The sequence below is a fragment of the Tropicibacter sp. S64 genome, from assembly GCF_049803835.1.
Lineage (GTDB): Bacteria > Pseudomonadota > Alphaproteobacteria > Rhodobacterales > Rhodobacteraceae > Pacificoceanicola.
In genome coordinates, this window is record NZ_JBNAGK010000006.1 from 24,648 (window position 1) to 46,549 (window position 21,902).

Annotated in this window: 21 protein-coding genes; 3 read left to right on the top strand and 18 right to left on the bottom strand. The window is 64.6% G+C overall.

Features of this window, described 5'->3' with window-relative positions:
- Positions 1 to 59: 59 nt before the first annotated feature.
- Positions 60 to 647: a riboflavin synthase gene (locus ACP159_RS10815; RefSeq protein ID WP_425099716.1), complete on the bottom strand. Its 588-nt coding sequence runs from the start codon at positions 645 to 647 to the stop codon at positions 60 to 62.
- Positions 648 to 742: 95 nt separating this feature from the next.
- On the opposite strand from ACP159_RS10815, the gene ACP159_RS10820 reads away from it, so the two are divergent.
- The 3 genes from ACP159_RS10820 to ACP159_RS10830 all read left to right on the top strand — a co-directional run bounded on the left by ACP159_RS10820 (position 743) and on the right by ACP159_RS10830 (position 5,333).
- Positions 743 to 2,035: a capsule biosynthesis protein gene (locus ACP159_RS10820; protein WP_425099717.1), complete on the top strand. Its 1,293-nt coding sequence runs from the start codon at positions 743 to 745 to the stop codon at positions 2,033 to 2,035.
- 93 nt (positions 2,036 to 2,128) lie between these two features.
- The gene (locus ACP159_RS10825; RefSeq protein WP_425099718.1) at positions 2,129 to 3,289 is read left to right on the top strand and encodes a polysaccharide biosynthesis/export family protein; all 1,161 of its coding nucleotides are present in this window, start codon (positions 2,129 to 2,131) and stop codon (positions 3,287 to 3,289) included.
- 4 nt (positions 3,290 to 3,293) lie between these two features.
- A complete protein-coding gene (locus ACP159_RS10830) occupies positions 3,294 to 5,333 on the top strand; it encodes a capsular polysaccharide biosynthesis protein (RefSeq protein ID WP_425099719.1) in 2,040 nt (679 codons plus the stop codon).
- Between the two features lie 167 nt (positions 5,334 to 5,500).
- Here ACP159_RS10830 and ribD read toward each other — a convergent pair whose 3' ends face one another.
- The 17 genes from ribD to ACP159_RS10915 all read right to left on the bottom strand — a co-directional run bounded on the left by ribD (position 5,501) and on the right by ACP159_RS10915 (position 21,737).
- Positions 5,501 to 6,604 carry a bifunctional diaminohydroxyphosphoribosylaminopyrimidine deaminase/5-amino-6-(5-phosphoribosylamino)uracil reductase RibD gene (ribD, locus tag ACP159_RS10835; protein ID WP_425099720.1) on the bottom strand — a complete coding sequence of 368 codons (1,104 nt, stop codon included), beginning with the start codon at positions 6,602 to 6,604 and terminating at the stop codon, positions 5,501 to 5,503.
- On the bottom strand, positions 6,601 to 7,077 hold the full coding sequence (gene nrdR / locus ACP159_RS10840; protein WP_425099721.1) for a transcriptional regulator NrdR: 477 nt from the start codon (positions 7,075 to 7,077) through the stop codon (positions 6,601 to 6,603). The genes ribD and nrdR overlap by 4 nt, the downstream gene beginning before the upstream one ends.
- Positions 7,078 to 7,232: 155 nt before the next feature.
- Positions 7,233 to 7,736, bottom strand: a complete 504-nt coding sequence (locus ACP159_RS10845) for a hypothetical protein (protein WP_425099722.1) — start codon at positions 7,734 to 7,736, stop codon at positions 7,233 to 7,235.
- A gap of 56 nt (positions 7,737 to 7,792) precedes the next feature.
- A complete protein-coding gene (locus ACP159_RS10850; protein WP_425099723.1) occupies positions 7,793 to 8,524 on the bottom strand; it encodes a DUF1353 domain-containing protein in 732 nt (243 codons plus the stop codon).
- An 84-nt stretch (positions 8,525 to 8,608) separates the two neighbouring features.
- Positions 8,609 to 9,022, bottom strand: coding sequence for a secondary thiamine-phosphate synthase enzyme YjbQ (locus ACP159_RS10855; protein WP_425099724.1), 414 nt, complete (start codon positions 9,020 to 9,022; stop codon positions 8,609 to 8,611).
- Between the two features lie 60 nt (positions 9,023 to 9,082).
- Positions 9,083 to 9,334, bottom strand: a complete 252-nt coding sequence (locus tag ACP159_RS10860; protein WP_425099725.1) for a hypothetical protein — start codon at positions 9,332 to 9,334, stop codon at positions 9,083 to 9,085.
- Between the two features lie 143 nt (positions 9,335 to 9,477).
- Positions 9,478 to 9,711, bottom strand: coding sequence for an RND transporter (locus ACP159_RS10865; protein WP_425099726.1), 234 nt, complete (start codon positions 9,709 to 9,711; stop codon positions 9,478 to 9,480).
- Positions 9,708 to 9,989, bottom strand: a complete 282-nt coding sequence (locus tag ACP159_RS10870; RefSeq protein ID WP_425099727.1) for an HlyU family transcriptional regulator — start codon at positions 9,987 to 9,989, stop codon at positions 9,708 to 9,710. The genes ACP159_RS10865 and ACP159_RS10870 overlap by 4 nt, the downstream gene beginning before the upstream one ends.
- Positions 9,990 to 11,987 carry an RNA polymerase sigma factor RpoD gene (gene rpoD, locus ACP159_RS10875; protein ID WP_425099728.1) on the bottom strand — a complete coding sequence of 666 codons (1,998 nt, stop codon included), beginning with the start codon at positions 11,985 to 11,987 and terminating at the stop codon, positions 9,990 to 9,992. It lies immediately after the preceding gene.
- 135 nt (positions 11,988 to 12,122) lie between these two features.
- The gene (dnaG, locus tag ACP159_RS10880; protein ID WP_425099729.1) at positions 12,123 to 14,084 is read right to left on the bottom strand and encodes a DNA primase; all 1,962 of its coding nucleotides are present in this window, start codon (positions 14,082 to 14,084) and stop codon (positions 12,123 to 12,125) included.
- 94 nt (positions 14,085 to 14,178) lie between these two features.
- Positions 14,179 to 14,448 (bottom strand): hypothetical protein, encoded by a 270-nt coding sequence (locus ACP159_RS10885; RefSeq protein WP_425099730.1) that lies wholly within the window; start codon positions 14,446 to 14,448, stop codon positions 14,179 to 14,181.
- A 30-nt stretch (positions 14,449 to 14,478) separates the two neighbouring features.
- Positions 14,479 to 15,021: a sarcosine oxidase subunit gamma gene (locus ACP159_RS10890; protein WP_425099731.1), complete on the bottom strand. Its 543-nt coding sequence runs from the start codon at positions 15,019 to 15,021 to the stop codon at positions 14,479 to 14,481.
- Positions 15,014 to 17,947: a sarcosine oxidase subunit alpha family protein gene (locus ACP159_RS10895; RefSeq protein ID WP_425099732.1), complete on the bottom strand. Its 2,934-nt coding sequence runs from the start codon at positions 17,945 to 17,947 to the stop codon at positions 15,014 to 15,016. Before ACP159_RS10895 ends, ACP159_RS10890 begins: the two co-directional genes overlap by 8 nt.
- Entirely contained in the window at positions 17,937 to 18,203 is a 267-nt protein-coding gene (locus ACP159_RS10900; protein WP_425099733.1) for a sarcosine oxidase subunit delta, read from the bottom strand. Before ACP159_RS10900 ends, ACP159_RS10895 begins: the two co-directional genes overlap by 11 nt.
- Positions 18,200 to 18,700 (bottom strand): hypothetical protein, encoded by a 501-nt coding sequence (locus ACP159_RS10905; RefSeq protein ID WP_425099734.1) that lies wholly within the window; start codon positions 18,698 to 18,700, stop codon positions 18,200 to 18,202. The genes ACP159_RS10900 and ACP159_RS10905 overlap by 4 nt, the downstream gene beginning before the upstream one ends.
- Positions 18,701 to 18,731: 31 nt before the next feature.
- Complete coding sequence (locus ACP159_RS10910; RefSeq protein ID WP_425099735.1) at positions 18,732 to 19,985, bottom strand: sarcosine oxidase subunit beta family protein; 1,254 nt, start codon at positions 19,983 to 19,985, stop codon at positions 18,732 to 18,734.
- A 147-nt stretch (positions 19,986 to 20,132) separates the two neighbouring features.
- On the bottom strand, positions 20,133 to 21,737 hold the full coding sequence (locus tag ACP159_RS10915) for a pilus assembly protein TadG-related protein (RefSeq protein ID WP_425099736.1): 1,605 nt from the start codon (positions 21,735 to 21,737) through the stop codon (positions 20,133 to 20,135).
- Positions 21,738 to 21,902 lie beyond the last annotated feature (165 nt).

Below are 21,902 nucleotides of genomic sequence, written 5' to 3' on the forward strand. Positions count from 1 at the left end.
CGCCGGGGCGGCCCTGGGGGTGCGTCAGTTGATCGTGGGGTTCCAACCCACCCGCCGCGTCAGTCGAATTCCCGGAGCCGCGCCACATAGCGCGCCAGCGTGTCGATCTCCAGGTTCACCCGGTCACCGACTCGCGCCTTTCCCCAGGTCGTCACCTCCTTGGTGTGCGGGATGAAGTTGATGCCGAAATCGCAACCCTCCACCTCGTTCACCGTCAGCGACGTGCCGTTCAGCGCCACGGAGCCCTTCGGCGCGATGTATTTCGCGAGGTTCTCCGGCGCGCGCAGGGTCACCCGCGTGCTGTCGCCCTCGTCCCGCATGGCCACGATTTCCGCCACGCCATCCACATGCCCCGACACGATATGCCCGCCAAGCTCGTCGCCAACCTTCAGCGCTCGCTCCAGATTGATCCGCCGCCCCTCGGCCCAGTCACCAAGGTTGGTCTTCGACACCGTCTCCGCGCTGATCTCCACCTCGAACCAGTCGCCGCCAAAGCGGATCACCGTCAGGCAGACCCCGTCGCAGGCGATCGACGCACCGATGTCGATGGTGGCGGTGTCATAGGCCGTGCCGATCTGCGCCTTCAGGTCGCCGCGCTGTTCCAGAGTTCGGATGTCTCCCATGTCGGTGACGATGCCTGTAAACATGCCGAAAGCTCCTGCGGACGGGGGCAACCCGGGCCTTATTTTCGCCGAGGTTAGCCGTTAAGAAAATGGTCAGGGAAAGGACATAGAACGCCGCAATGAGCAACGCAACCGGACAAGAACGGGTCTTCCTGTTCCTGCAGGGGCCGCACGGTCCCTTCTTCAACCGGCTTGGCGCGATGCTGCGCAAGACCGGGGCGGATGTCTGGCGCGTCGGCTTCAACGCCGGCGACCGGGCGTTCTGGTTTCATCCGTCCAGCTACATTCCCTTCCGCGGCACGCAGGACGACTGGCGGCAGAACTTCATCGCCCTGCTCGCGGAAAAACGCGTCACCGACATCGTGCTTTATGGCGACGTGCGCCGGATCCACGCCGAAGCGGTGGAGGAGGCGAAGAAGCGCGGGTTGACCGTGCATGTCTTCGAGGAAGGCTACATGCGGCCCTACTGGGTCACTTACGAGCGCGGCGGGTCCAACGGCCATTCGAAACTCATGCAGATGAGCATCGAGGAGATGAAGCGGGCGCTGGAGATGTACGACATGGAAGCCCCCCTGCCGCCGGCGCATTGGGGCGACATGCGGCACCACATCTTCTACGGCGCACTCTACCACTGGTTCGTGATGTTCCGGAACGGCGATTACCGCAACTTCCGGCCGCACCGCTCGCTGACCGTGTTGCAGGAGTTCGTGCTCTACCTCAAACGGCTCCTTCTGATGCCGTTCAGCTGGCTCGACCGGGTCATCGCCACCACCCGCATCCGTCTCGGCGGCTTTCCCTATCACCTCGCGCTGATGCAGCTGGAGCATGACAGCTCCTTCCAGAAGCACTCGCCCTTCAACAGCATGCCGGAGTTTCTCGAACTGGTGATCGAGGGCTTTGCCAGCGGTGCGCCGGGGCATCACCATCTGGTCTTCAAGGCGCATCCGCTGGAGGATGGCCGCGTCAACGTGCGCCGCGCGATCCGGCACTTCGCGGCACAATACGGCGTCTCGGACCGGGTGCATTACGTCCGCGGCGGCAAGCTCGCACAGCTGCTCGTGGATGCCCGCACCGCGGTCACGGTCAACTCCACCGCCGCGCAGCAGGCGCTTTGGCGCGGAATTCCGATCAAGGTCTTCGGCGACGCGGTCTATTCCAAGCCGGAGTTCGTCTCGACCCAGCCGCTGCCGGAGTTCTTCGCCGCACCGTCGCGCCCGAACATGCACGCCTACAAGGACTATCGCCGCTATCTCCTTGAAACCTCTCAACTTCCCGGGGGATTCTATTCCGCCCGCGGGCGACGGCAACTGCTGCGTCAGGTGGTCGACATGATGCTGGCCCCCGACGATCCCTATGACGCCCTGAAACGCGGGACCGCGGCCCCACGGCAACAGTTGCGCGTGGTGCATTAGGGCGAACTGCCTCAAACACTGGCGTTTTTCGTTCAGGACCGGTAGCCTGAAAAGAAAAACCCGAGGCAGAACACAGGTCGAGGAGACCGAGCAGTGAAATACTCCCCTTCCCGGTGGGCGAAGTCCGTCGCCTTGCTGGCTGCGGTGTCGGTTCTGGCATCCTGCGGCCTGCCGCGCGTTGGCCCCAACAAACGCGAAATCTTCTCCGGCTCCGTGCAGCGGCAGGGCGACGCCTTCATCGTCTCCGTCAACGACCGCGTGACCCGCGCCACCGCCGTGGTTCCGGCGCTCGGCTTCTCCGAAGCCTTCACCAACGCCGCCGCGCTCGGCTCCGACACGATCCGTCCCGGCGATACGCTCGGCCTGACGGTTTGGGAAAACGTCGACGACGGCCTGCTCAGCAGCGGCCCGGCCAACGCCACCGCGCTCGAAGAGGTGCAGGTGGACGGCTCCGGCTTCATCTTCGTGCCCTATGCGGGCCGGATCAAGGCCGCGGGCAATACGCCCGAGCGGCTGCGCCAGATCATCACCAGCAAGCTGAACGAACAGACGCCGGATCCGCAGGTGCAGGTGCGCCGCATCGCCGGTGACGGCTCTACCGTCAGCCTCGTCGGTTCCGTCGGCGGCCAGGGCGTCTATGCCATCGAACGCCCGACGCGGACTTTGTCGACCATGCTGGCCCGGGCCGGCGGCATCACGATCGAACCGGAAATCGCCCAGATCAAGGTGCTGCGCGGCGACCGGACCGAGACCGTCTGGTTCCAGGACCTCTACAAGCATCCCGAGTTCGACATCGCGCTGCGTGGCGGTGACCGCATCCTCGTCGAAGCCGACACGCGCGCCTTCACCGCGCTTGGCGCGACCGGGGCGCAGGCCCGCGTGCCATTCGAGAGCCAGAACATCAGCGCGGTCGAAGCCATTGCCCAGGTCGGCGGCCTGCTGGCAGCCTCCGCGGACCCGACCGGCGTGTTCATCTTCCGCAACGAACCGGCGGAAATCGCCAACACCGTCCTCGGGCGGACCGACCTGATCGGGGCGCAACGCATGGTCTACGTGCTTGACCTGACGCAGCCGAACGGCATGTTCATGGCGCGCGACTTCGTGGTGCGTGACCAGGACACGCTCTACGTCACCGAAGCGCCATTCACCCAGTGGAACAAGACCATTGCGGCCCTCACCGGCACGCTCGGCGCGGTCAGCACCATCACGACGGCAGCCGAAACGATCGGTGGCACGGGCGGCAGCGGCGGCTGAGATCTTGACTATCAGACCCGAGGGACAGGGCAGCGCCGAGGGAGACATCCCTCGGCGTCTTTTTGTCTACAATGCCGGGTTTCTGCGGCAGCCGCGCCTGCGCCGGATCCTCGCCTTGGCCGGTTACCGCGTGTCTTTCGGTCGGCCGGCGGAGGGTGACCTGATCGGCGTCTGGGGCCAGTCTCCCTATGCGCACCGCGGCGAGGCCATGGCGGCCCGGACCGGGGTGCCGCTGGTGCGGATCGAGGACGCCTTCCTGCGCTCACTCCATCCCGGGCGCAGCGGCGAGCCGCCACTTGGCCTCCTGATCGACCACACCGGCGTCCATTTCGACGGGCGCAGGCCCTCTGACCTCGAAACCCTGCTTGCCACGCATCCGCTTGATGACACGGCGCTTTTGAACGTCGCACGCGGGGCCATGGCGCGGATGCGGGACGCGCATTTGTCGAAATACAGCGCCACCCGGCTCGATCTGGACCTGCCCGCCCCCGGCTATGTCCTGGTCATCGACCAGACCACCGGGGACGCCTCCGTCATGGCCTCCGGCGCGGATCGCAACCGGTTCCTCGAAATGCTCTTCGTCGCGCGCGAGGAAAATCCGGGCGCACGTATCGTCATCAAGACGCATCCCGAGACCAACGACGGGTTCCGCGCCGGGCATTTCCGCAGCACCGACGCGACCGGACTGGTGAGCCTCTGCGATATGCCCATTTCACCCTGGCAGCTGCTGGATGGCGCCACCGCCGTTTACACCGTTTCTTCCCAGATGGGCTTCGAGGCCATACTCGCCGGGCACAAACCCCGTGTCTTCGGTCTGCCCTTCTATGCCGGGTGGGGCCTGACGCAAGACGAGACCCCGATCGCGCGGCGGCAGCGCACGCTTACCCGCGCGCAGCTCTTCACCGGGGCCATGCTGCTCTATCCGACATGGTACGACCCCTATCGCAACCAACTCGGCACGCTGGACGATGTGCTGGGTGCGCTAGAGTCGCAAACCCGGGCCTGGCGCGAGGATCGGCAAGGCTGGATCTCCGAGGGGATGCGTCTGTGGAAAAGGCGTCATCTTCAAACATTCTTCGGATCCGAGAAGCGGTTACGGTTCGAAGATGATGTGGACAAGTCACGCGCTCTGGCCCGGTCCACGGGTGCGCGTCGCATGGTCTGGGCTGGCAAGGCGCAGGACGAGGCCGCTGTGCGGGTCGAAGACGGGTTCCTGCGCTCCCGTGGGCTGGGCGCGGAACTCACACCTCCGCTGTCGCTGGTGCTCGATCCGGAGGGAATCTACTACGACCCCACCACGCCATCCCGCCTCGAAAGCTTGGTCCGTGCGAGGGCTGTGGATACAAGACCAGATCAGATCGAACGTATCCACAGGGTGATAGACCGCATAAACCGAAATCGCTTGTCCAAATACAATCTGTCCGGAGATTTACCCACATTGTCGCCGGGGTCTCGCATCCTCGTTCCCGGACAAGTCGAGGACGATGCCTCCATTCTTCGCGGCAGTCCGGACATTCAGTCCAACGCGGCGCTTCTCGCCCGCGTGCGCGAGGCCAACCCCGATGCGGTGATCCTCTGGAAGCCCCATCCGGATGTGGAGGCTGGCTTGCGCACGGGTGCGGTGGACAATCCCGGGCAATGGGCGGACATGACGCTGGCGCACGCCCCCATCGCACCGCTGCTGGAACAGGTCGACGCGGTCTGGACCATGACGTCCCTCACTGGGTTCGAGGCGCTGCTGCGCGGCTGCCGTGTGACGACCCTCGGTGCACCATTCTACGCCGGCTGGGGCCTGACGCAGGATCTCGGGCCCGTGCCCGCCCGCCGCCTGTCTGGCCCGCGGCCCTCTCTCGCGGCGCTCGCCCACGCGGTGTTGATCGACTACCCGCGCTATCATGACTCGAAGACCGGCTTGGCGTGTCCGGTGGAGATCGTTCTGGATCGGCTGGAATCCGGCGACCTGCCGCGCCCCGGTCCATTCAACAGGACCCTGTCCAAGCTGCAGGGCGTGTTTGCCACACAGGCGCACCTATGGCGGCGATGAGAAAAATCATGGACTGCCAATTCGTTAACGATTCATGAAGAAATGCAACGTCAAAAACGAAACTCAACGCCTTGTCGAAAAAGGATTTTCTGCGTTTTCCACCGCAGCATTCCACTTTCGGGAGAGTATCAAGAAAGCCTGATAATCCCTTATTGCATCGACAGAAATCAGGATTCCGCGCTGCGGCGCCAGACGTGGTGGATATCGCCCCCCTCCACCGAACTGTCCACAAGCGTGAACCGCGGCGCTTCGGCCAGTCTTTCGACGCCGAGCGCGCCCAGCCCCGGATGCCCTTCGGCCCCGAGCGTTAGTCCAGCGGTAAAGACGTGCAACTCGTCCACGAGATCTGCGCCCAGCAGGGAGGCCGCCAATTGCCCGCCGCCCTCGCAGAACACCCGCGTCAGCCCGGCCTCCCCGAGCGCCCGCAGCAGCGCGGCAGGATCGACCCGCCCCGCCAGCAACCGGCACGGCACCAGTCTCGCGCCAAGGCCCTCCCACGCCCGCAGCAAGTCGCGCCCTGCGTCGGGACCGTGACAGATCCAGACCGGCACCTCCTGTGCTGTCCGCGCCAGGTTTCCCAGAAGCGGCAGGTCCAGGAACCGCGAAACAACCACGCGCACTGGCTGCCCGACGGTACCGAAGCCGCGCACGGTCAGCGCCGGATCGTCGGCTCGCGCCGTGCCACCGCCGACCATGACCGCGTCATGGGTATTGCGCAGCCCGTGTACAGTGCCCCGCGCCGCCGGGCCTGTGATCCACTGGCTCTCGCCTGTCGCCGTCGCAATCCGCCCGTCAAGGCTCATGGCCAGTTTCAACGTCAGCCAGGGCCGCCCCTGCTCCGTTCGGAGGAAGAACCCAGCGTGATCGGCCAGCGCCTCCTCCGCCAGAACGCCGGTTTCGACTGCAATGCCCGCCGCCCGCAGCATGGCAAAGCCCTTGCCGGACACGCGCGGATCGCTGTCCGGAACCGCCGCCACCACCCGCGCCACCTTCGCGGCAATCAGCGCTTCGGCGCAGGGCGGGGTCTTGCCGTGATGGGCACAAGGTTCGAGCGTGACATAGGCCGTCGCTCCCTCCGCCTGCGCACCAGCCATGGCCAGCGCCTGCGTCTCCGCGTGGGGCCGCCCGCCCGGCTGCGTCCAGCCGCGTCCGACAACGCGGCCATTCCGGACGATCACGCAACCCACAGCCGGGTTGGGCCAGCATTTGCCCATCCCGCGACGACCCAGGCCAAGGGCATGGGCCATGTGCTGGCGATCCGTCTGGCTCACTTGTCCGCTGCGGGGGCGCCTGCTTCCGGACGCAACTCGGAGACGAATTTGTCGAAGTCGTCCGCGGCCTGGAAGTTCTTGTAAACGCTGGCAAACCGGACGTAGGCGACGGTGTCGATCCGGGCCAGCGTCTCCATCACGATCTCGCCGATCTGGTGCGAGGAGATGTCGGTCTCGCCCATGCTCTCGAGCCGCCGCACGATGCCCGAGATCATCTGGTCGACGCGTTCCGGCTCCAGCGGGCGCTTCTGGATCGCGATGCGGATCGAGCGCTCCAGCTTGTCGCGGTCGAAATCCTCGCGCCGCCCGTTGGACTTGATCACGACGAGGTCGCGCAATTGTACCCGTTCATAGGTGGTAAATCGCCCGCCACAGGCCGGACAGAACCGGCGGCGCCGGATGGCCACGTGATCCTCCGCCGGGCGGGAATCCTTCACTTGAGTGTCTACGTTACCGCAAAACGGGCAGCGCATCGGCCGTCCCCCTTGTTCTTATTGCCTGCTCTCTGTGCCTGATTGCGCGGTTTGCCCGCACTTATCCACAGCCACTATAGGTCAGTCCCAAGGTTTTGGGTAGTGCTCAATTAACCACTCTAGATGCTGACGAAACGGCCCGTGGCGAAAGGGACTCACTGACCGTGTTGCCACATCTGCTCGCCCGGGTCCCAGGTCATGCCGACGGCTTCCTTGGCCCGCATCAGCGCGTCACCCCAGGGGAAATCCACCTGGGCCGGATCGCAGGACAGGCTCGCAACCGATTGACCGCCCTTGAGAACCTCGACGCCGCCCGAGACCGCGCCGGGCGCGTCGGACACTGCCAACTGCTTGTCGATGGCGCCGTGCACGAGATAACCGTACTCGCCATTGGCGAACTCCACCTCTTCCCAGATCGTGCCGCCGATCCCGGGCCACGGCATATAGGCGACATTCGCCGGGTGCTCGCGCAACTCCAGCTCCGGTGCGCCCTGCTTGCCATAGCGGTAGACGATGTTGCCCTGCTCGACGCAGACCTCCAGCCAGCGGGACTTGCCCGCGATCTTGCAAGAGAGGAACAGGTCTTCGGGCGCACATGCAGCCCCGGCAGACGTGCCGGAAGCCACCAGAAGCACCGCGGCGGCGAAATGGATCTTCATGTGGTTCTCCAAAAGAAAAAAAGACGTGCGCAGGGGGGGCTGACGGGCGAGGCCCGTCAGATATTGCTCGGCATCGGATAGACCGGCTTCGTGTTCTCGCCCGCCTTCAGCGCGGCCTCGCGCCGGGTCATCCAGGCAACGATCTCCTCGGCGCTCGGATTGGTGTCCGCGATCCACTGGAAACACCACTTCGCCTCCCGCTTCAGCGCCTCTTCGTCCACATCCTTGAGCGAGCGCTCCGGATCGTCCCAGCGCGGCCCGCCCAGGTACACCGCGGCGAACATCATCTTCGCCTTGAGCGGCGGCGTGCCCCCGACCAGCAAGGCCTCGTAAAACATGCGGTGAACGTCTTCCCAATGGACGGTCTGATAGGTTTCCAGCCCTTCGTTGCCGACACCGCAATAGGCATCGTGTAAGGCGGCGGCCTCCAGATACTCGCGGCTTTGCCGGTCGCCCATGATCGGTTCGAGGATGACCGGAATGCTGGCCCCGTCTGTCAGCGTCTTGGGCGGCGCGGTCCAGGTGCGGCCAAAGCCATCCACGAACTCGATCTTGCGGGTCGTCGGCAGGAAGGCATGGGCGAACTTCTCGACGAAAACCGGCGTGCCCGCCATCTCGATCGGCCCGCCGATGAAGCGGCAGATCTTGCCGTCCTGCCCCGGCCCTTCGCACAGCGCTCCGGTTTTGACCATACGCCCGGCCAGGTACTCGGGCACCGCGTAGGCGATGGTCCCGGCAAGGGCTACGGCAATGATGGCAAGGGTTTTTCCGGATCTTTGCAAAGCCATTCGAGTCCCTTGGACGTCTTCAATCAATGCAAGCGTAACAAACCCGCCCGCTCCCGCAAGTCCGAGATTCCAGCCCTCTGACCATCATCCCAGGTGCGCGGCAACACTGCGGCGGTGGGGCGCGGTGCGGTGTTCGAACAGGTAGATGCCCTGCCAGGTGCCAAGCGCCAACCGGCCTTCCACCACGGGAATGCTCAGCGACACCGGCATCATCGCGGCCTTGATGTGCGCGGGCATGTCATCGGGGCCTTCGTAGATGTGCGTCAGGTACGACATGGCAGGATCGTTGCCTGGCGGAACCAGCCGATCAAAGAAGGCGTTCAGGTCGGTCTGCACGTCAGGGTCGGCGTTCTCCTGGATGAAAAGGCTGGCAGAGGTGTGGCGCACGAACAGGGTGAGCAGGCCGCCAGCGTTGGCGCGCACCCACTCCACAACCGGACTGGTAAACTCGTAAAGCCCCTGCCCGCGTGTCTCGATGATGAATGTCGTATTGGCCACGCGCTGTCTCCCCTGCCAGTTGCAGGAATGCCCGACAGGGCGACGCGCTGCAAGACCGTGTCAGGTATCCTTGACGACACAGGCCACGGAGGGCATGTCGCCGGTATTGTCAAACAGGATTTCCCGGCCACTGTCGGTGACCGCCGGCATCTGTGCCACTTGTGCCAGCGTTTCTTGGCACCGCGCGAAGTCCTGAGCGTCGACCTCGATCTCGATGACCACGGGTTCATCAGGCACGAACACATCGGTTGCCGCGACCGCTCCAGCGGCGGCGAACAACAGGGCGAAAGCGGACATAGCGGTTTTCTTCATGGCAGTTGCCTCCTGGGACCTTAACGCCGGTTTTAGCAGGCAGGTTCCGCAGAAATGGTGCACGTCAGCTTTGGACCGCGTGCAGAATGCCGAAAAACAAAGACAACTTCGCCCGGTTGGTAAACTGTCGACTCGAGCCTCGCCTAATCCGGGCGCTTGTGGCCAAGCATCAGTTTCAAAAGGAGAAAAAGCCACGGCAGTCCGTGTAATCCAAAATCGAACAAGTCGGTGGGACGGGTCAGGTCACCCGCCAGAAGCATCCTGAATTTTTCGCTGAAATGCGGCTCCGGCACAAAGGGCGCGAGGCCCAGCGTGACGCAGAGGAACAGCAGCAGCGGCCAGGGCAGCGCGTCCAGCACCCGGCGCAACCCGCTCATTCGCGGAACAGAGACTTGCCCATCTGGTCGATCATCTGCCTGGCCTTGTTGACGGAGGCCTCGACCGCCACGTCATATTCCCGGATCAGATCGGCGCGGATCAGGCGATGGCTCTTGGCTTCGCCATCCACCTCCGCTTCGATTACCGCGCAGATGCGGAACTGCCCGCCCTCGTCGATGGGCTCCGGCGTGATCCGAAAGCCTTCGTATTCAATAACTTCGACGGCGGGCGCCTTCTCGGACCCACCGCCGCCGAACAGTTTCTTCCACAGCGACATCTACTGATCCAGGAACGAGCGCAGCTTGCGCGAGCGTGACGGATGCTTGAGCTTGCGCAGCGCCTTGGCCTCGATCTGGCGGATGCGCTCGCGCGTCACGCTGAACTGCTGGCCGACCTCTTCCAGCGTGTGGTCCGTGTTCATGCCGATACCGAAACGCATCCGCAGAACCCGCTCCTCGCGCGGTGTAAGGGACGACAACACCCGTGTCGTGGTCTCCTTCAGGTTCTCCTGAATGGCCGAGTCCAGCGGCAGGACAGCGTTCTTGTCCTCGATGAAATCGCCAAGCTGGCTGTCCTCCTCGTCGCCAATCGGCGTTTCGAGCGAAATCGGCTCCTTGGCGATCTTCATCACCTTGCGGACCTTTTCCAGCGGCATCTGCAGCTTTTCGGCCAGTTCTTCCGGCGTCGGCTCCCGGCCGATCTCGTGCAGCATCTGGCGGCCGGTGCGGACCAGCTTGTTGATCGTCTCGATCATGTGGACCGGGATACGGATCGTGCGGGCCTGGTCGGCAATGGACCGGGTGATCGCCTGACGGATCCACCAGGTCGCGTAGGTCGAGAACTTGTAGCCGCGGCGATACTCGAACTTGTCCACGGCCTTCATCAGGCCGATGTTGCCTTCCTGAATGAGATCAAGGAATTGCAGGCCGCGGTTGGTGTATTTCTTGGCAATCGAAATCACGAGGCGCAGGTTCGCCTCGACCATTTCCTTCTTGGCCTGACGGGCCTCTTTCTCGCCCTTCTGGACCTGCCCGACGATGCGGCGGAATTCGGAAATATCCAGACCGACGTACTGACCGACCTGCGCCATGTCCGCACGCAGTTCCTCGACCTTGTCGGAGGAGCGCTCGATGAACATCTGCCAGCCGCGCCCGGCCTTCTCCGCCATGCGGTCGAGCCAGTTCGGGTCAAGCTCGTGGCCGCGATATTCGTCCACGAATTCCTTGCGGTTGATCCGGGCCTGATCCGCCAGCTTCACCATGGCGCTGTCGATCGACATGATGCGCTTGTTGATGCCGTAGAGCTGGTCGATCAGCGCCTCGATGCGGTTGTTGTGCAGGTGAAGCCCGTTGACCAGTTCGACGATCTCGCCACGCAGCTTCTGATACCGCGCCTCGTCCATGTCGGAGAAGCTGTCGTCCTCGTTCAGGGTGGCCGAGATGCGGCTGTCCTGCATCTCCGCCAGTTCTTCGTAATCCTGGGCGATGCGGTCCAGCGTTTCGAGCACGCGCGGTTTCAGCGCGGTCTCCATCGCGGCGAGCGACATGTTCGCCTGCTCGTCGTCGTCCTCATCGTCGTCGGAGGACAGCGGATTGCCGTCGGCGTCGAGTTCCGGCTGATCGGACCGCGGCTTGGACGTCTCCACACCGGAGGTATCCACCACCGGCTCGCCGACTTCGCCCTCTTCGCCCATCTGGCCGGAGAAGGTTGTCTCGAGGTCGATCACGTCGCGCAGGAGGATGTCCTCGGACAGCAGTTCCTCGCGCCAGATCGTGATCGCCTGGAAGGTCAGCGGGCTTTCGCAAAGCCCGAGGATCATGGTGTTGCGGCCAGCCTCGATGCGCTTGGCAATGGCGATCTCGCCCTCGCGGGACAGCAGCTCGACGCTGCCCATCTCGCGCAGGTACATGCGCACCGGGTCATCCGTGCGGTCGAGCTTCTCCGAGCCGCCGGAGGACAGCGCCACATCGCCGCCGCGCTTGGTCTCGACGAGATCGGTCGCGCCCTTGGCATTTGCATTGCCGTCGTCGTCATCCGCCTCTTCGTCGTCCTCGGTGACCTGGATGCCCATTTCGGAGAGCATCGACATCACGTCCTCGATCTGGTCGGAGCTGACCTGATCCGGCGGCAGCACGGAGTTGAGCTGATCGTAGGTGATGTAGCCCCGTTCGCGGGCCTCCGCGATCATCTTCTTGACCGCAGCCTGGCTCATGTCGAGACTGACGTCGTCGTCCTGATCTTCGGGCTTGGAGTCGTCGTTATCCTTGGCGGCCATCAGGCTCTCCTCATCAGGGAATCGGGCGCGATGTGATTCGGTATCACGAATCATCATGGCATTCGAGTGATTCGGGTTCACTCATTTACCCTGTCTTCCTTACTGTTTCTTCACCACAACGGGCATGTGTTCAATCTAGCGCCGGGATTTGTCGAAGCGAATCTGCGACAGGAGCGAATCGAAGGCGCTGCGCTCTTCCTTGTCCATATGCGCGCCGTTCGGTCCCACGTCGAATTCCGTGTCGTCCTCGTCATTGATCCGTCCCGCCTGGGCCCGGGCCTGTGCCGCCTGGGCAAGCCTCCAGGTGAGCGCCTCGTCGGCGCGATCCTCGAGATCCTCCCGCGCCTCGCTCAGCTCCGTGTGCCAGCCGCGATGTGCTTCCATCTTGGCGAGCTCCTCGGCGACGGTCAGGCGAGACAGTTCCGCATCCCCGGGGCGGCGGATGCACGGCACGACGCTCAGATGGCGCGCCTTGAGCAGGCTTTCAAGGGCCTCGGAGCCGATTGCCTCCGCCACCCGGTCGCGCATCACCGCCTCGTTGCCGATGCAGCGCAGGATGGTATCGCGGATCAGGGCGCTTTGCGGGTCGCGGCAAGGCATCAACTCGAGTTGCGGCTCGAATTCGAGGGCCACCTCCGGCGCACAGAGGATCGCGGCGAGAACCACCGCCTCGCGCAATTGGAACTCGGCCTCGTCCCCGCCCGACACCAGCAGAGATGCCTTCACCGCGGACGAGGGCGGCGGCGGCGCACGCCAGTCACGGCGTTTCCACTCCTGCCGGGGACCACCGCTCTGCGCCTTGCCGCCGCGCTGACCGCGGAACAGCTGGAAGCGCAGTTCCTTTATGTCCTCGCCGTAATGGTGGCGCAGCGAAGGGTCCTGGATCATCGAAATCCGGGCCCGCAACTGCTTGTCCAGCGCCGCCTTGCGCTCGGGACTGTCGAAGACCTTGTCTTCCGTCTCCTGCCGCCAGAGCAGCTGCACCATCGGCATCGCCGCGTCGAGCACCGCCTTCACCGCCTCCGGCCCTTCGGCACGCAAGAGATCGTCCGGGTCCTTGCCCTCCGGCATGACCGCAAAGCGCAGCCCCTTGCCCGCCTCCAGGAGCGGCAGCGCAAGGTCGATCACGCGATACGCCGCCCGCAGACCCGCCTTGTCACCGTCCAGCGCGATGATCGGCTCATCGCTCAGCCGCCACATCAGTTGCAACTGCTGCTCGGTCACGGCGGTGCCCAACGGAGCCACGGAAGCCCCGAACCCCGCCTCGCTCAGCGCGATCACGTCCATGTAGCCTTCCGCCACGACCAGCGGCGCGCCCTTGCCCGAGGCTTCCCGCGCCGGGCGCAGGTTGTAGAGGTTGCGCGACTTGTCGAAAAGCTCGGTTTCCGGCGAATTCAGGTACTTGGCGTTGTCGTTCGGGTCCATCGCCCGGCCGCCGAAGGCGATGCATTTGCCGCGCCCGTCGCGGATCGGGAACATGATGCGGTCGCGGAAGACGTCATAGGGCTCGCGGCCCTTGTCCGATTTCTTCACGAGGCCCGCCGCGAGCATGAGCTCCATCGGCACGCCCTTCGCCTTCAGCCCCTCGCGCAGGTTCTCCCAGCCCGCGGGCGCATAGCCGATCTCGAAGCGCTCCAGCGCCCCCTGCTTCAGCCCGCGCTTCGCCAGGTACTTGCGGGCTTCCTCCGCCACGCCGCGCTGCAATTGCAGGCGGAAGAACTGCACAGCCTGCTCCATCACATCGGCCAGCAGGGACCGACGGTCCTGCTTTTCCTGAGCCCGCGGGTCCTGTTTCGGCACCTCCATGCCCGCTTCCTGGGCAAGGATTTCAACCGCTTCCATGAAGCTCACGTTCTCTGTCTCGCGCACGAAGGAGATGGCGTCGCCCTTCGCATGGCAGCCGAAGCAGTAGTAATAGCCCTTGCGGTCGTCGACGTGGAAACTGGCAGTCTTCTCGTGGTGGAACGGGCACGGCCCCCACATGTCGCCCTTGCCCTGCTGCGACTTGCGATTGTCCCACAGCACCTTGCGGCCGGCCACTTGGGCCATGCTGGTGCGGTTGCGCAATTCGTCGAGGAATCCGGGGGGCAGGCTCATGGCCCTCTATATTGGCCGAAGCCCCGGACGAGTCCAGAGGACACCCGGCTTATCCACAGGGATTCGGACGGTGGGTTACAAACCCACCCTACCGCTACTGCGCCTTGCAGGTCGCGAGATAGGCGTCCTTGATCCCGGCGATCTGGTCCTCCGGCACCCCGTAGACGAACTCCACCAGCATGTCGGCGGCGGTCTTGCCGTATTCCGCACGCAACTCGCGGCGGATCTTGACCTTGCCGACCCCGGCCTCGCGGGCATCCACCGCCTTCGAGACGACAACCATCTGCGCGTCACAATCCGCCACCTGAGCAAAGGCCGGGGCGGCGAAAATCAGGGCGATGAGGGTGGCAAGGGTCAGGCGCATCGGGGTCTCTCCGTCTTGATTGGCCGCTATCTAGTGCGGGACGCGCTGCGCGGCAACGGAAACCATCGCATTGCCGATCTCGTGAACGAGGGTCCGGGCCATGGAGCGGAAACCAAGGATCAGGAGCGCCTCATTGCTCTCGCGCAGGATGGTGACACTCATGTGCTGGCACAGGGTCCGAACGACCTTGCCCATGGGCAAGCTATCAGGGCGCAGATCAACCGGAACGAGTCTCGCCAGAACCTCATGGCCGCCTGCCCCACAAAGCCGCACCACCGCCCAGCCGTCCGTCTGGTCAGAGACAGCCGCGACCTCGGCAAGGGTGGGATCCGGCTCCGGCCCCAAAAGCATCGCCTGATCCTTGCCGCACCAGAAGAGCCGCGCATCGCCCTCTCCGGGCGCAGGCCATCCGAGCCCGTGTTTGTCCCTGAGGATCTGATCCAGCAAACCTGTCCGTCCTGCGAACGGCGACAGCCATGTGAGTCTTCCCGGCTCCACCTCTTCGAGCCGCCACGGCCCGTGGGCTACCGGCAAGAGCCCCACGCAGGGCGTTTGTGCGATCAAATCAACCACGCAGCCGCCCTCCTTCGGGATCGAAAGCCACCGCGTCCGTGACCTCGCAGACCGTCTCGACACTGCGCAGATGGTCGCAAAAGTAGACCAACGAGCCGATCCGCGCCCGTCCGTTCCGCAGGAAAGCCAGCGCCCGCGTCTCGCCCAGCGTCGGCGAGAAGCAACTGCTGGTGACATAGCCCTGGTCGTTCTCCCGCACCGGCACCGCGTCTTCGTCGAACAGGTGCCCGCCGGCCGGCAGCACCTCCATCCGGTTCACCGGCCGGAGGCCCACCAGTTCCTCGCGGTCCTCCATCAGCCCCGGCCGCGCCGCCAGCGCCTTGCCGATGAAATCCTTCTGTCCGCTCATCATCCGCTGGAACCCGATGTCAAACGCCGTCGTGCGCCCGTGTATCTCCGCATGGGTGATGTGCCCCTTCTCGATGCGCAGCATGTTCAGCGCCTCCATCCCGTAGGCCCCGCCGCCCATGCCCTCCGCGCACTCCACCAAAAGCTCGAACAGGCTCGCCCCGTACCGCGCCGGAACCGCGACCTCGTAGGCATGCTCGCCGGAGAAGGAGATGCGGAACAGCCGCCCCTCCACTCCGCAAATCCGCCGCGCCCCGCAGGCCATGTACGGGAAATTCTCATTGTCCACCGACACATCGAGCAGCGTATTCACCAGATCCCGCGCCTTCGGTCCGGCCACGGCGAATTGCGCCCAATGCTCGGTCTCCGACACGAAGCGCACGTCCATCCCGGCACAGAACGCCTGCTTGACCCAATCGAGGTGCCGCATGACCTGCCCGGCGGCGGCGGTGGTGGTGGTCATCAGCCAGCTGTTCTCCGAAAGCCGCGCCGTGGTGCCATCGTCCATGACGTAGCCATCCTCGCGCAGCATCAGCCCATAGCGCACCCGCCCCGGCTTCAACGTGCTGAAAACATTGGTATAGACGAAATCCAGAAACGCCCCGACATCGCGCCCCTGCAAGGCGATCTTGCCCAGCGTTGAGACATCGCAGACGCCGACCGCCTCGCGCACCATGCGCACCTCGCGGTCACAGCTTTCACGCCAGATCTTTTCCCCATCCCTCGGGAAAAAAGACGGCCGATACCAAAGCCCCGCCTCGATCATCGGCGCGGCGCGGTTGAGGCTGCCCACATGCGAGGGGATGAACCGTTCCGGCGCAAACCCCTTGTCCGTCGCCCCCGCGCCGAGCGCCGCAATCGCGACGGGCGTATAAGGCGGGCGGAAGGTGGTCGTCCCGGTCTCCGGGATGGTCCGCCCGGTGACATCCGCCAGCACTGCCAAAGCCGCGACGTTGGAACTCTTCCCCTGATCGGTCGCCATGCCCTGCGTCGTGTAGCGCTTCATATGCTCGACGGAGCGGTAATTTTCCTGCGCCGCCTGCGCCACGTCCTTCACCGTCACATCGTTCTGGAAATCGAGCCAGGCCCGCCCTTTGCCCGCCACGGCCCAGAGGCGGCGGATGCGGTAGAGCGCGTCCTCGGCCTCCGGCACCTCGGGCAGATCGCCCCGGAAGCCCAGTGCCCGCGCCGCCTCCAGACCCGCCTCCGCGCCGTCCATCAGACAGGTCGCGGTCGAGAAGCGGCCCCGCGCCGCGCCCGCGACCGTCAGGCCCGGCACAGCATCCTGCCGAGGCACAAACGCCAGCAGGTCGTCGTCCCAGACCGGCCGCCCGTTCATGTGGCAGGTCAGATGCACCGAAGGGTTCCAACCGCCGGATACGCCCAGCGCCTTCACCGCAAGCCGATCTTCGCGGCCATCCGGCAACCGGATCGCGATTCCCTCAAGTCCCTGCCAGCCAAGCCCTTTCGTCACCTGCGCCCCCGGATAGAACGGCACATCCCCAGCGAGGTTCTTCGCGTCATGGCGGCTGTCGATCAGCGCCACCACGCGCACCCCGGCCTGTGCCATGTCCCGCGCCGTACGATGGGCGTCGTCGTTGTTGCAGAACACAGCCACCTCCCGCCCCGGCACCGTGCCGAAACGGTTGAGATAGCCGCGCAAGGCGCCGGCCATCATCACCCCGGGCTTGTCGTTGTCGCGAAAGGCAATGTGCCGCTCCAGAGCGCCCGCACAAAGCACGGCCCGCTTCGCCACGATCCGCCAGAAGGTCTCGCGGGGGCGGTCCCCAGGCTCCGCCAGATGATGCGAAACCCGCTCCAAAGCGCCATAGGTGCCCTGATCGAAGGCCCCGGTCACGCTTGTGCGCGTCATCAGCCGGACGTTTTCCATCTCCCGAAGCTGCGTGAGCATATCCGCCACCCAAAGGTGCCCCGGCCTGCCGTCCACCGCTTCCATCTCGTTCAGCAGACGCCCGCCAAGAACCGCCTGCTCGTCACACAGAATTACATCCGCCCCGGCCCGCGCCGCCGCCAGCGCCGCCATCAGACCCGCCGGACCGCCGCCGATCACCAGCACATCGCAGAAGGCAAAAGCCTTGTCATAGCGGTCGCTGTCCTGCTGGCCGGACAATGCCCCAAGCCCCGCGGCACGGCGGATCACCGGCTCGTAGACCTTCTCCCAGAAGGATCTCGGCCACATGAAGGTCTTGTAATAAAACCCCGCCCCCAGAAACGGCGCCGCCAGATCGTTCACCGCCATCAAGTCAAGACCAAGGGACGGCCAACGGTTCTGACTCCGCGCCTCCAGCCCGTCGTACAGCTCCTGTACCGTGGCCCGAGTGTTCGGGTCCGACGAAGCTCCGCGCCCCACCGTCACCAGCGCATTCGGCTCCTCCGAACCAAGCGTCAGCACGCCACGCGGGCGGTGGTACTTGAAGCTGCGCCCCACCAGCCGCACCCCCTCGCCCATCAGCGCGGAGGCCAGCGTATCCCCGGCAAAGCCCGCATACGTCCGCCCGTCAAACCGGAATCCAAGCGGCGCAGACCGATTCACACGCCCCTTGCCGTCAATCCGCATCCCGCGTCTCCACCAGAGAAGCGCCATAGACCGCGTGGGTCACCGTATCGCGCTCCACAACCAGCCAGGCGCCACAGCCCGCCTCGTGATACCATAGGTCCCGCGTCCGCCCCGCCGGGTTGTCGCGCAGATGCAGGTAATCGCTCCACTCCGCCACACCGGCCTCCGCCGAAGGCCGGTCCAGCATGGACGCCGCGCCCTGATAGTAGAACTCGCGCCGATCCCGCTCGCCGCACAGGGGGCACGGCAGTCTCATTGGCCCATCCCGGCGCAGACCGCCTCGGGCACCCGGTCGAGCCGGTAGGACACCCATTGCCCCGGCACCTCCGCAAGGTCCATCGCCCCGCCGCACTCTTCCGTCTCGCCCACCATCAGGTAGCGCGTCCGAAAGGTCAGGCTGTCCCCGCTCTGCTTCGTCACTTGCAAGAAGCCACCGTCACATTCGACCTGACACAGCAAGGCATCGGCCTCGGTCCCGCAGAGCAGGAATTGCGAGAGCACCCGCCCCGCGTTGCCCTCCATCCGCGCGTGGCCCTGATTGGCCGCAATAACCTCGATCAAGCCCTTGCGTGTCACCTCTGACAGCCAGTCGCCCACTGAAAGCCGGATTTCCCGCACCACCTGAGCCGGATTGGCATCCAGATGCGACTGCGCATAAACCCGCGCGTAGCAGCCGGGCCGGATCTCCTGTGCTGACGCCATGGTGGCGCAGAGCATGAACAGGACCGCGACAGCCGGTTTCTTCTTGGTCAAAATACCCAAAATTCCGCCCCCTCCACGCGCCTCAATGCAGATTGTGTTGCGCACCGGTCCCCTCCTCGTCCATCAGGCCGCGCCCGGTCTCGAAGCGGTCCAGCCGGAACCGCGCCGCCGGTTCGTGCGGGCGGTCCTGCGCGATCAGGTGGGCAAAGCTGAACCCGGACCCGGGCACAGCCTTGAACCCGCCGTAACACCAGCCGCAGTTGAGATAGAGCCCCTCGATCCCCGTCCGATCAATGATCGGCGAGCCATCGGGCGACATGTCCATGATCCCGCCCCAACTGCGCAGCACCTTCGCCTTGCCGATCATCGGCATCAGCGTCATAGCCGCCTCCATCACATGTTCCTGCATCGGCAGGTTCCCCCGCGCCGCATAAGAGGCGTAGAAATCCAGATCGCCGCCAAAGACCAGACCACCCTTGTCGGACTGGCTGATATAGAAATGCCCCATGCCGAAGGTCACCACATGGTCGATCACCGGCTTCAGCCCTTCGGTGACGAAAGCCTGCAGTACATGGCTCTCGATGGGCAAGCGCATGCCCGCCATTGCCGCCACCTGCGACGAGCGCCCGGCCACCACGATGCCCACCTTCTTCGCCCGGATCGCGCCGCGCGTGGTCTGAACGCCGGTGACGCGCCCGCCGTCCACATCAATCCCGGTGACTTCGCAGTTCTGAATGAGGTCGACCCCGCGCCGATCCGCCCCCCGGGCATAACCCCAGGCGACAGCATCATGCCGCGCTGTGCCGCCGCGCGGGTGATACAGCCCGCCATAGATCGGGAACCGCCCGTTCTCATGGTCGAGCCAGGGCAGCAACCGCCGCACCGACTTGCGATCCAGCAGGATCGCGTCGTCGCCCTGATTGATCATCGCATTCCCGCGCCGCGCCGCCGCGTCGCGCTGGCCGTCGGAGTGGAAGAGGTTGATGACCCCGCGCTGCGAATGCATCACGTTGAAATTGAGCTCTTCCTCCATCCCTTCCCAGAGTTTCAGCGAGTGGGAGTAGAATTCGGAGTTGCCCGGCAGGCCGTAGTTCGCCCGGACAATCGTGGTGTTCCGCCCGACATTGCCGCCGCCGAGGTAGCCCTTCTCCAGCACAGCGACGTTGCTCAGCCCGTGTTCCTTCGCGAGGTAGAACGCCGTCGCCAGCCCGTGCCCGCCGCCGCCGATAATGACGATGTCATATTCCGCCTTCGGCGCCGGATCGCGCCAATGCGCCGTCCAGCCGCGATTGCCGGTCAGCCCTTCCTTCAGAACCCTGAGCCCCGAGAACCGCATCCTGCTCTCCTCAAATGCAAGGCAGGGCCACCGTGGCAGCCCTGCCTGCAAGTATCAATGGGGAGTCCGCGCCCTGCCCGGTCCGGCCCCGACAAACCCGGGTTTACCCGCGACAGTGCGGCGAAAGCCGCGCCTGCCGCACCGGCATCACTGGATCAACCGCAGATTGTTGATCTGACGCGCGATGGCGTGGAAGGTGTCGGTGATCTCGACCCCCTGAACGTCGAAGTAATGCGAAGCGGAGGATGCACAATCCCGCAGGGCCGCCTTGCCACCGGCCGGTGCCTCGAAGGCGATGGAGAAGATCACGATGCCCTCGTCCTTGGCCGCCTGGCAGATGTCATGCAGACGGTCGTCGGCCCGGTCTCCCCCCACGAGTTCCTCGTAGGCGTAATAGACATCGTAATACTGCTGGTAGCTGACATAGCCGTCGTAATAGGGCTTCACGTAGAACTTGTTGGCCACCGCCGCGGTCGAGAAGCGGGCATAGAGTTCCTGGTTCGTCATCTGCCGCGCGTTGCTGCCGCCGTCTGGGCTGTTGCGGTAGCGGTAGCTCGAACTGGAGTTTTCATAGCGCTTCCAGAACCACACGTCGTTGCTCGTCCCGCTGTAGTCGCGCACCTTGATCGAGAAGTGATCGTCGTAGGGAGAGTCGTTGCCGTGATCGTTGATCCAGACGTTCGACATCCCGGTCTTGTACTTGCTCCGCAGATCGTACTCCGACGTGTTCTCGCCGTCGGTCATCACCACGACGAACTTGATTGCTTCCGGATCGTTGTATCCGGCGGGTCGCGACGCGGCGGCCACCGGGACGAGGCCCTCGTCCGCAAGCGCGCCGACGACAGGACGGGCGGCAGGGTCGAGCAGCGCAACGCCCCATTTCACGCCAAGGTCGATCGCCGTGTTGCCACCGGCCTGCAAGGCATTCACCCGGCTCTTCAGGATCGCGGCATCGGCACTGTGAACCACGACGGCACTGGTATCACCTGTGGCGCACCACGGCATGGCGATGGCGGCCGTGTTCTGATCGCTCGACTGGATATCGAAGTGCGACAGGCGGGTCAGCGTCTGCGAAGGACTGATCGCCGTGTCGTGGAAGGCCCCGTCCGGGAAGATGGCGCAGCGCGAATAGTCATGCAGGGAGTCGAACGTCCAGTGCGCCCCGACCGTCTCGCCCAGACTCACGGTCGCATTGTAGGGAACAAGCGACACAGTCGCGAGGCCCGTGCCTTCCTCCGCCGGCTTGACGACGGTGTCGATGAACTGCCGCGCTGCCTCGCGCATGTTGATGATCCGGTCGCCGTCCATCGAGCCGGAGATGTCCAGCACAAGCGAGATCTCGACGTTCGAAATCTTCTCCTCGGCGGTACTGATTGCCTGCACCGGCAGGTTGTCCAGTCCGGACATCTTCAGAAAGAAGGTCTGAAGACCGAGCGAGCCCTTGGCCTGCACCGTGCGATAATTCAGGCCGTCATCGACAGCGATGGTGGACAGCGCGGTTCCGAGCCCTGCTTTCGCCATGTAGTCCTGCACGACCGCCGTCGGCTCCTGCATCTGGTCAAGATCGGTGGCGGCCAGAACCGCGCGGTCGAGCGTTGCCTGCATTTTCGCCCGGTTGGCTTCCTGACGCATGATGTCGACAGAGGCCCCGGTGATGATCAGGATCAACATGACCATGAACACCGAGAAGATCGTGATGTTGCCGCCTTCATCTGTCCGGAAGACATCGAGGCCGGGAATTGCCCGTTTCATAGCGGAATTTCCTTCCTGTCATGTCGCTCGTGCGGTTGGCACAAATGGTTAATAAACGCTGAATGCGCCCCAAATCCGGTGCGCTCAGGGCCATCGCCGGACGAAAATGTGGAAACAATTTGCCGCAAACACCCGCAAAGTTCCCGGCCCTGACGACTTTGTGGC

What these genes read in the sequence shown, in the direction of transcription:
- ACP159_RS10815 (WP_425099716.1), bottom strand. Translation starts at nt 647, where the DNA reads ATGTTTACAGGCATCGTCACCGACATGGGAGACATCCGAACTCTGGAA.
- ACP159_RS10820 (WP_425099717.1), top strand. Translation starts at nt 743, where the DNA reads ATGAGCAACGCAACCGGACAAGAACGGGTCTTCCTGTTCCTGCAGGGG.
- nrdR (WP_425099721.1), bottom strand. Translation starts at nt 7,077, where the DNA reads ATGCGCTGCCCGTTTTGCGGTAACGTAGACACTCAAGTGAAGGATTCC.
- ACP159_RS10845 (WP_425099722.1), bottom strand. Translation starts at nt 7,736, where the DNA reads ATGAAGATCCATTTCGCCGCCGCGGTGCTTCTGGTGGCTTCCGGCACG.
- ACP159_RS10850 (WP_425099723.1), bottom strand. Translation starts at nt 8,524, where the DNA reads ATGGCTTTGCAAAGATCCGGAAAAACCCTTGCCATCATTGCCGTAGCC.
- ACP159_RS10860 (WP_425099725.1), bottom strand. Translation starts at nt 9,334, where the DNA reads ATGAAGAAAACCGCTATGTCCGCTTTCGCCCTGTTGTTCGCCGCCGCT.
- ACP159_RS10865 (WP_425099726.1), bottom strand. Translation starts at nt 9,711, where the DNA reads ATGAGCGGGTTGCGCCGGGTGCTGGACGCGCTGCCCTGGCCGCTGCTG.
- ACP159_RS10870 (WP_425099727.1), bottom strand. Translation starts at nt 9,989, where the DNA reads ATGTCGCTGTGGAAGAAACTGTTCGGCGGCGGTGGGTCCGAGAAGGCG.
- rpoD (WP_425099728.1), bottom strand. Translation starts at nt 11,987, where the DNA reads ATGGCCGCCAAGGATAACGACGACTCCAAGCCCGAAGATCAGGACGAC.
- dnaG (WP_425099729.1), bottom strand. Translation starts at nt 14,084, where the DNA reads ATGAGCCTGCCCCCCGGATTCCTCGACGAATTGCGCAACCGCACCAGC.
- ACP159_RS10885 (WP_425099730.1), bottom strand. Translation starts at nt 14,448, where the DNA reads ATGCGCCTGACCCTTGCCACCCTCATCGCCCTGATTTTCGCCGCCCCG.
- ACP159_RS10895 (WP_425099732.1), bottom strand. Translation starts at nt 17,947, where the DNA reads ATGCGGATTGACGGCAAGGGGCGTGTGAATCGGTCTGCGCCGCTTGGA.
- ACP159_RS10900 (WP_425099733.1), bottom strand. Translation starts at nt 18,203, where the DNA reads ATGAGACTGCCGTGCCCCCTGTGCGGCGAGCGGGATCGGCGCGAGTTC.
- ACP159_RS10910 (WP_425099735.1), bottom strand. Translation starts at nt 19,985, where the DNA reads ATGCGGTTCTCGGGGCTCAGGGTTCTGAAGGAAGGGCTGACCGGCAAT.
- ACP159_RS10915 (WP_425099736.1), bottom strand. Translation starts at nt 21,737, where the DNA reads ATGAAACGGGCAATTCCCGGCCTCGATGTCTTCCGGACAGATGAAGGC.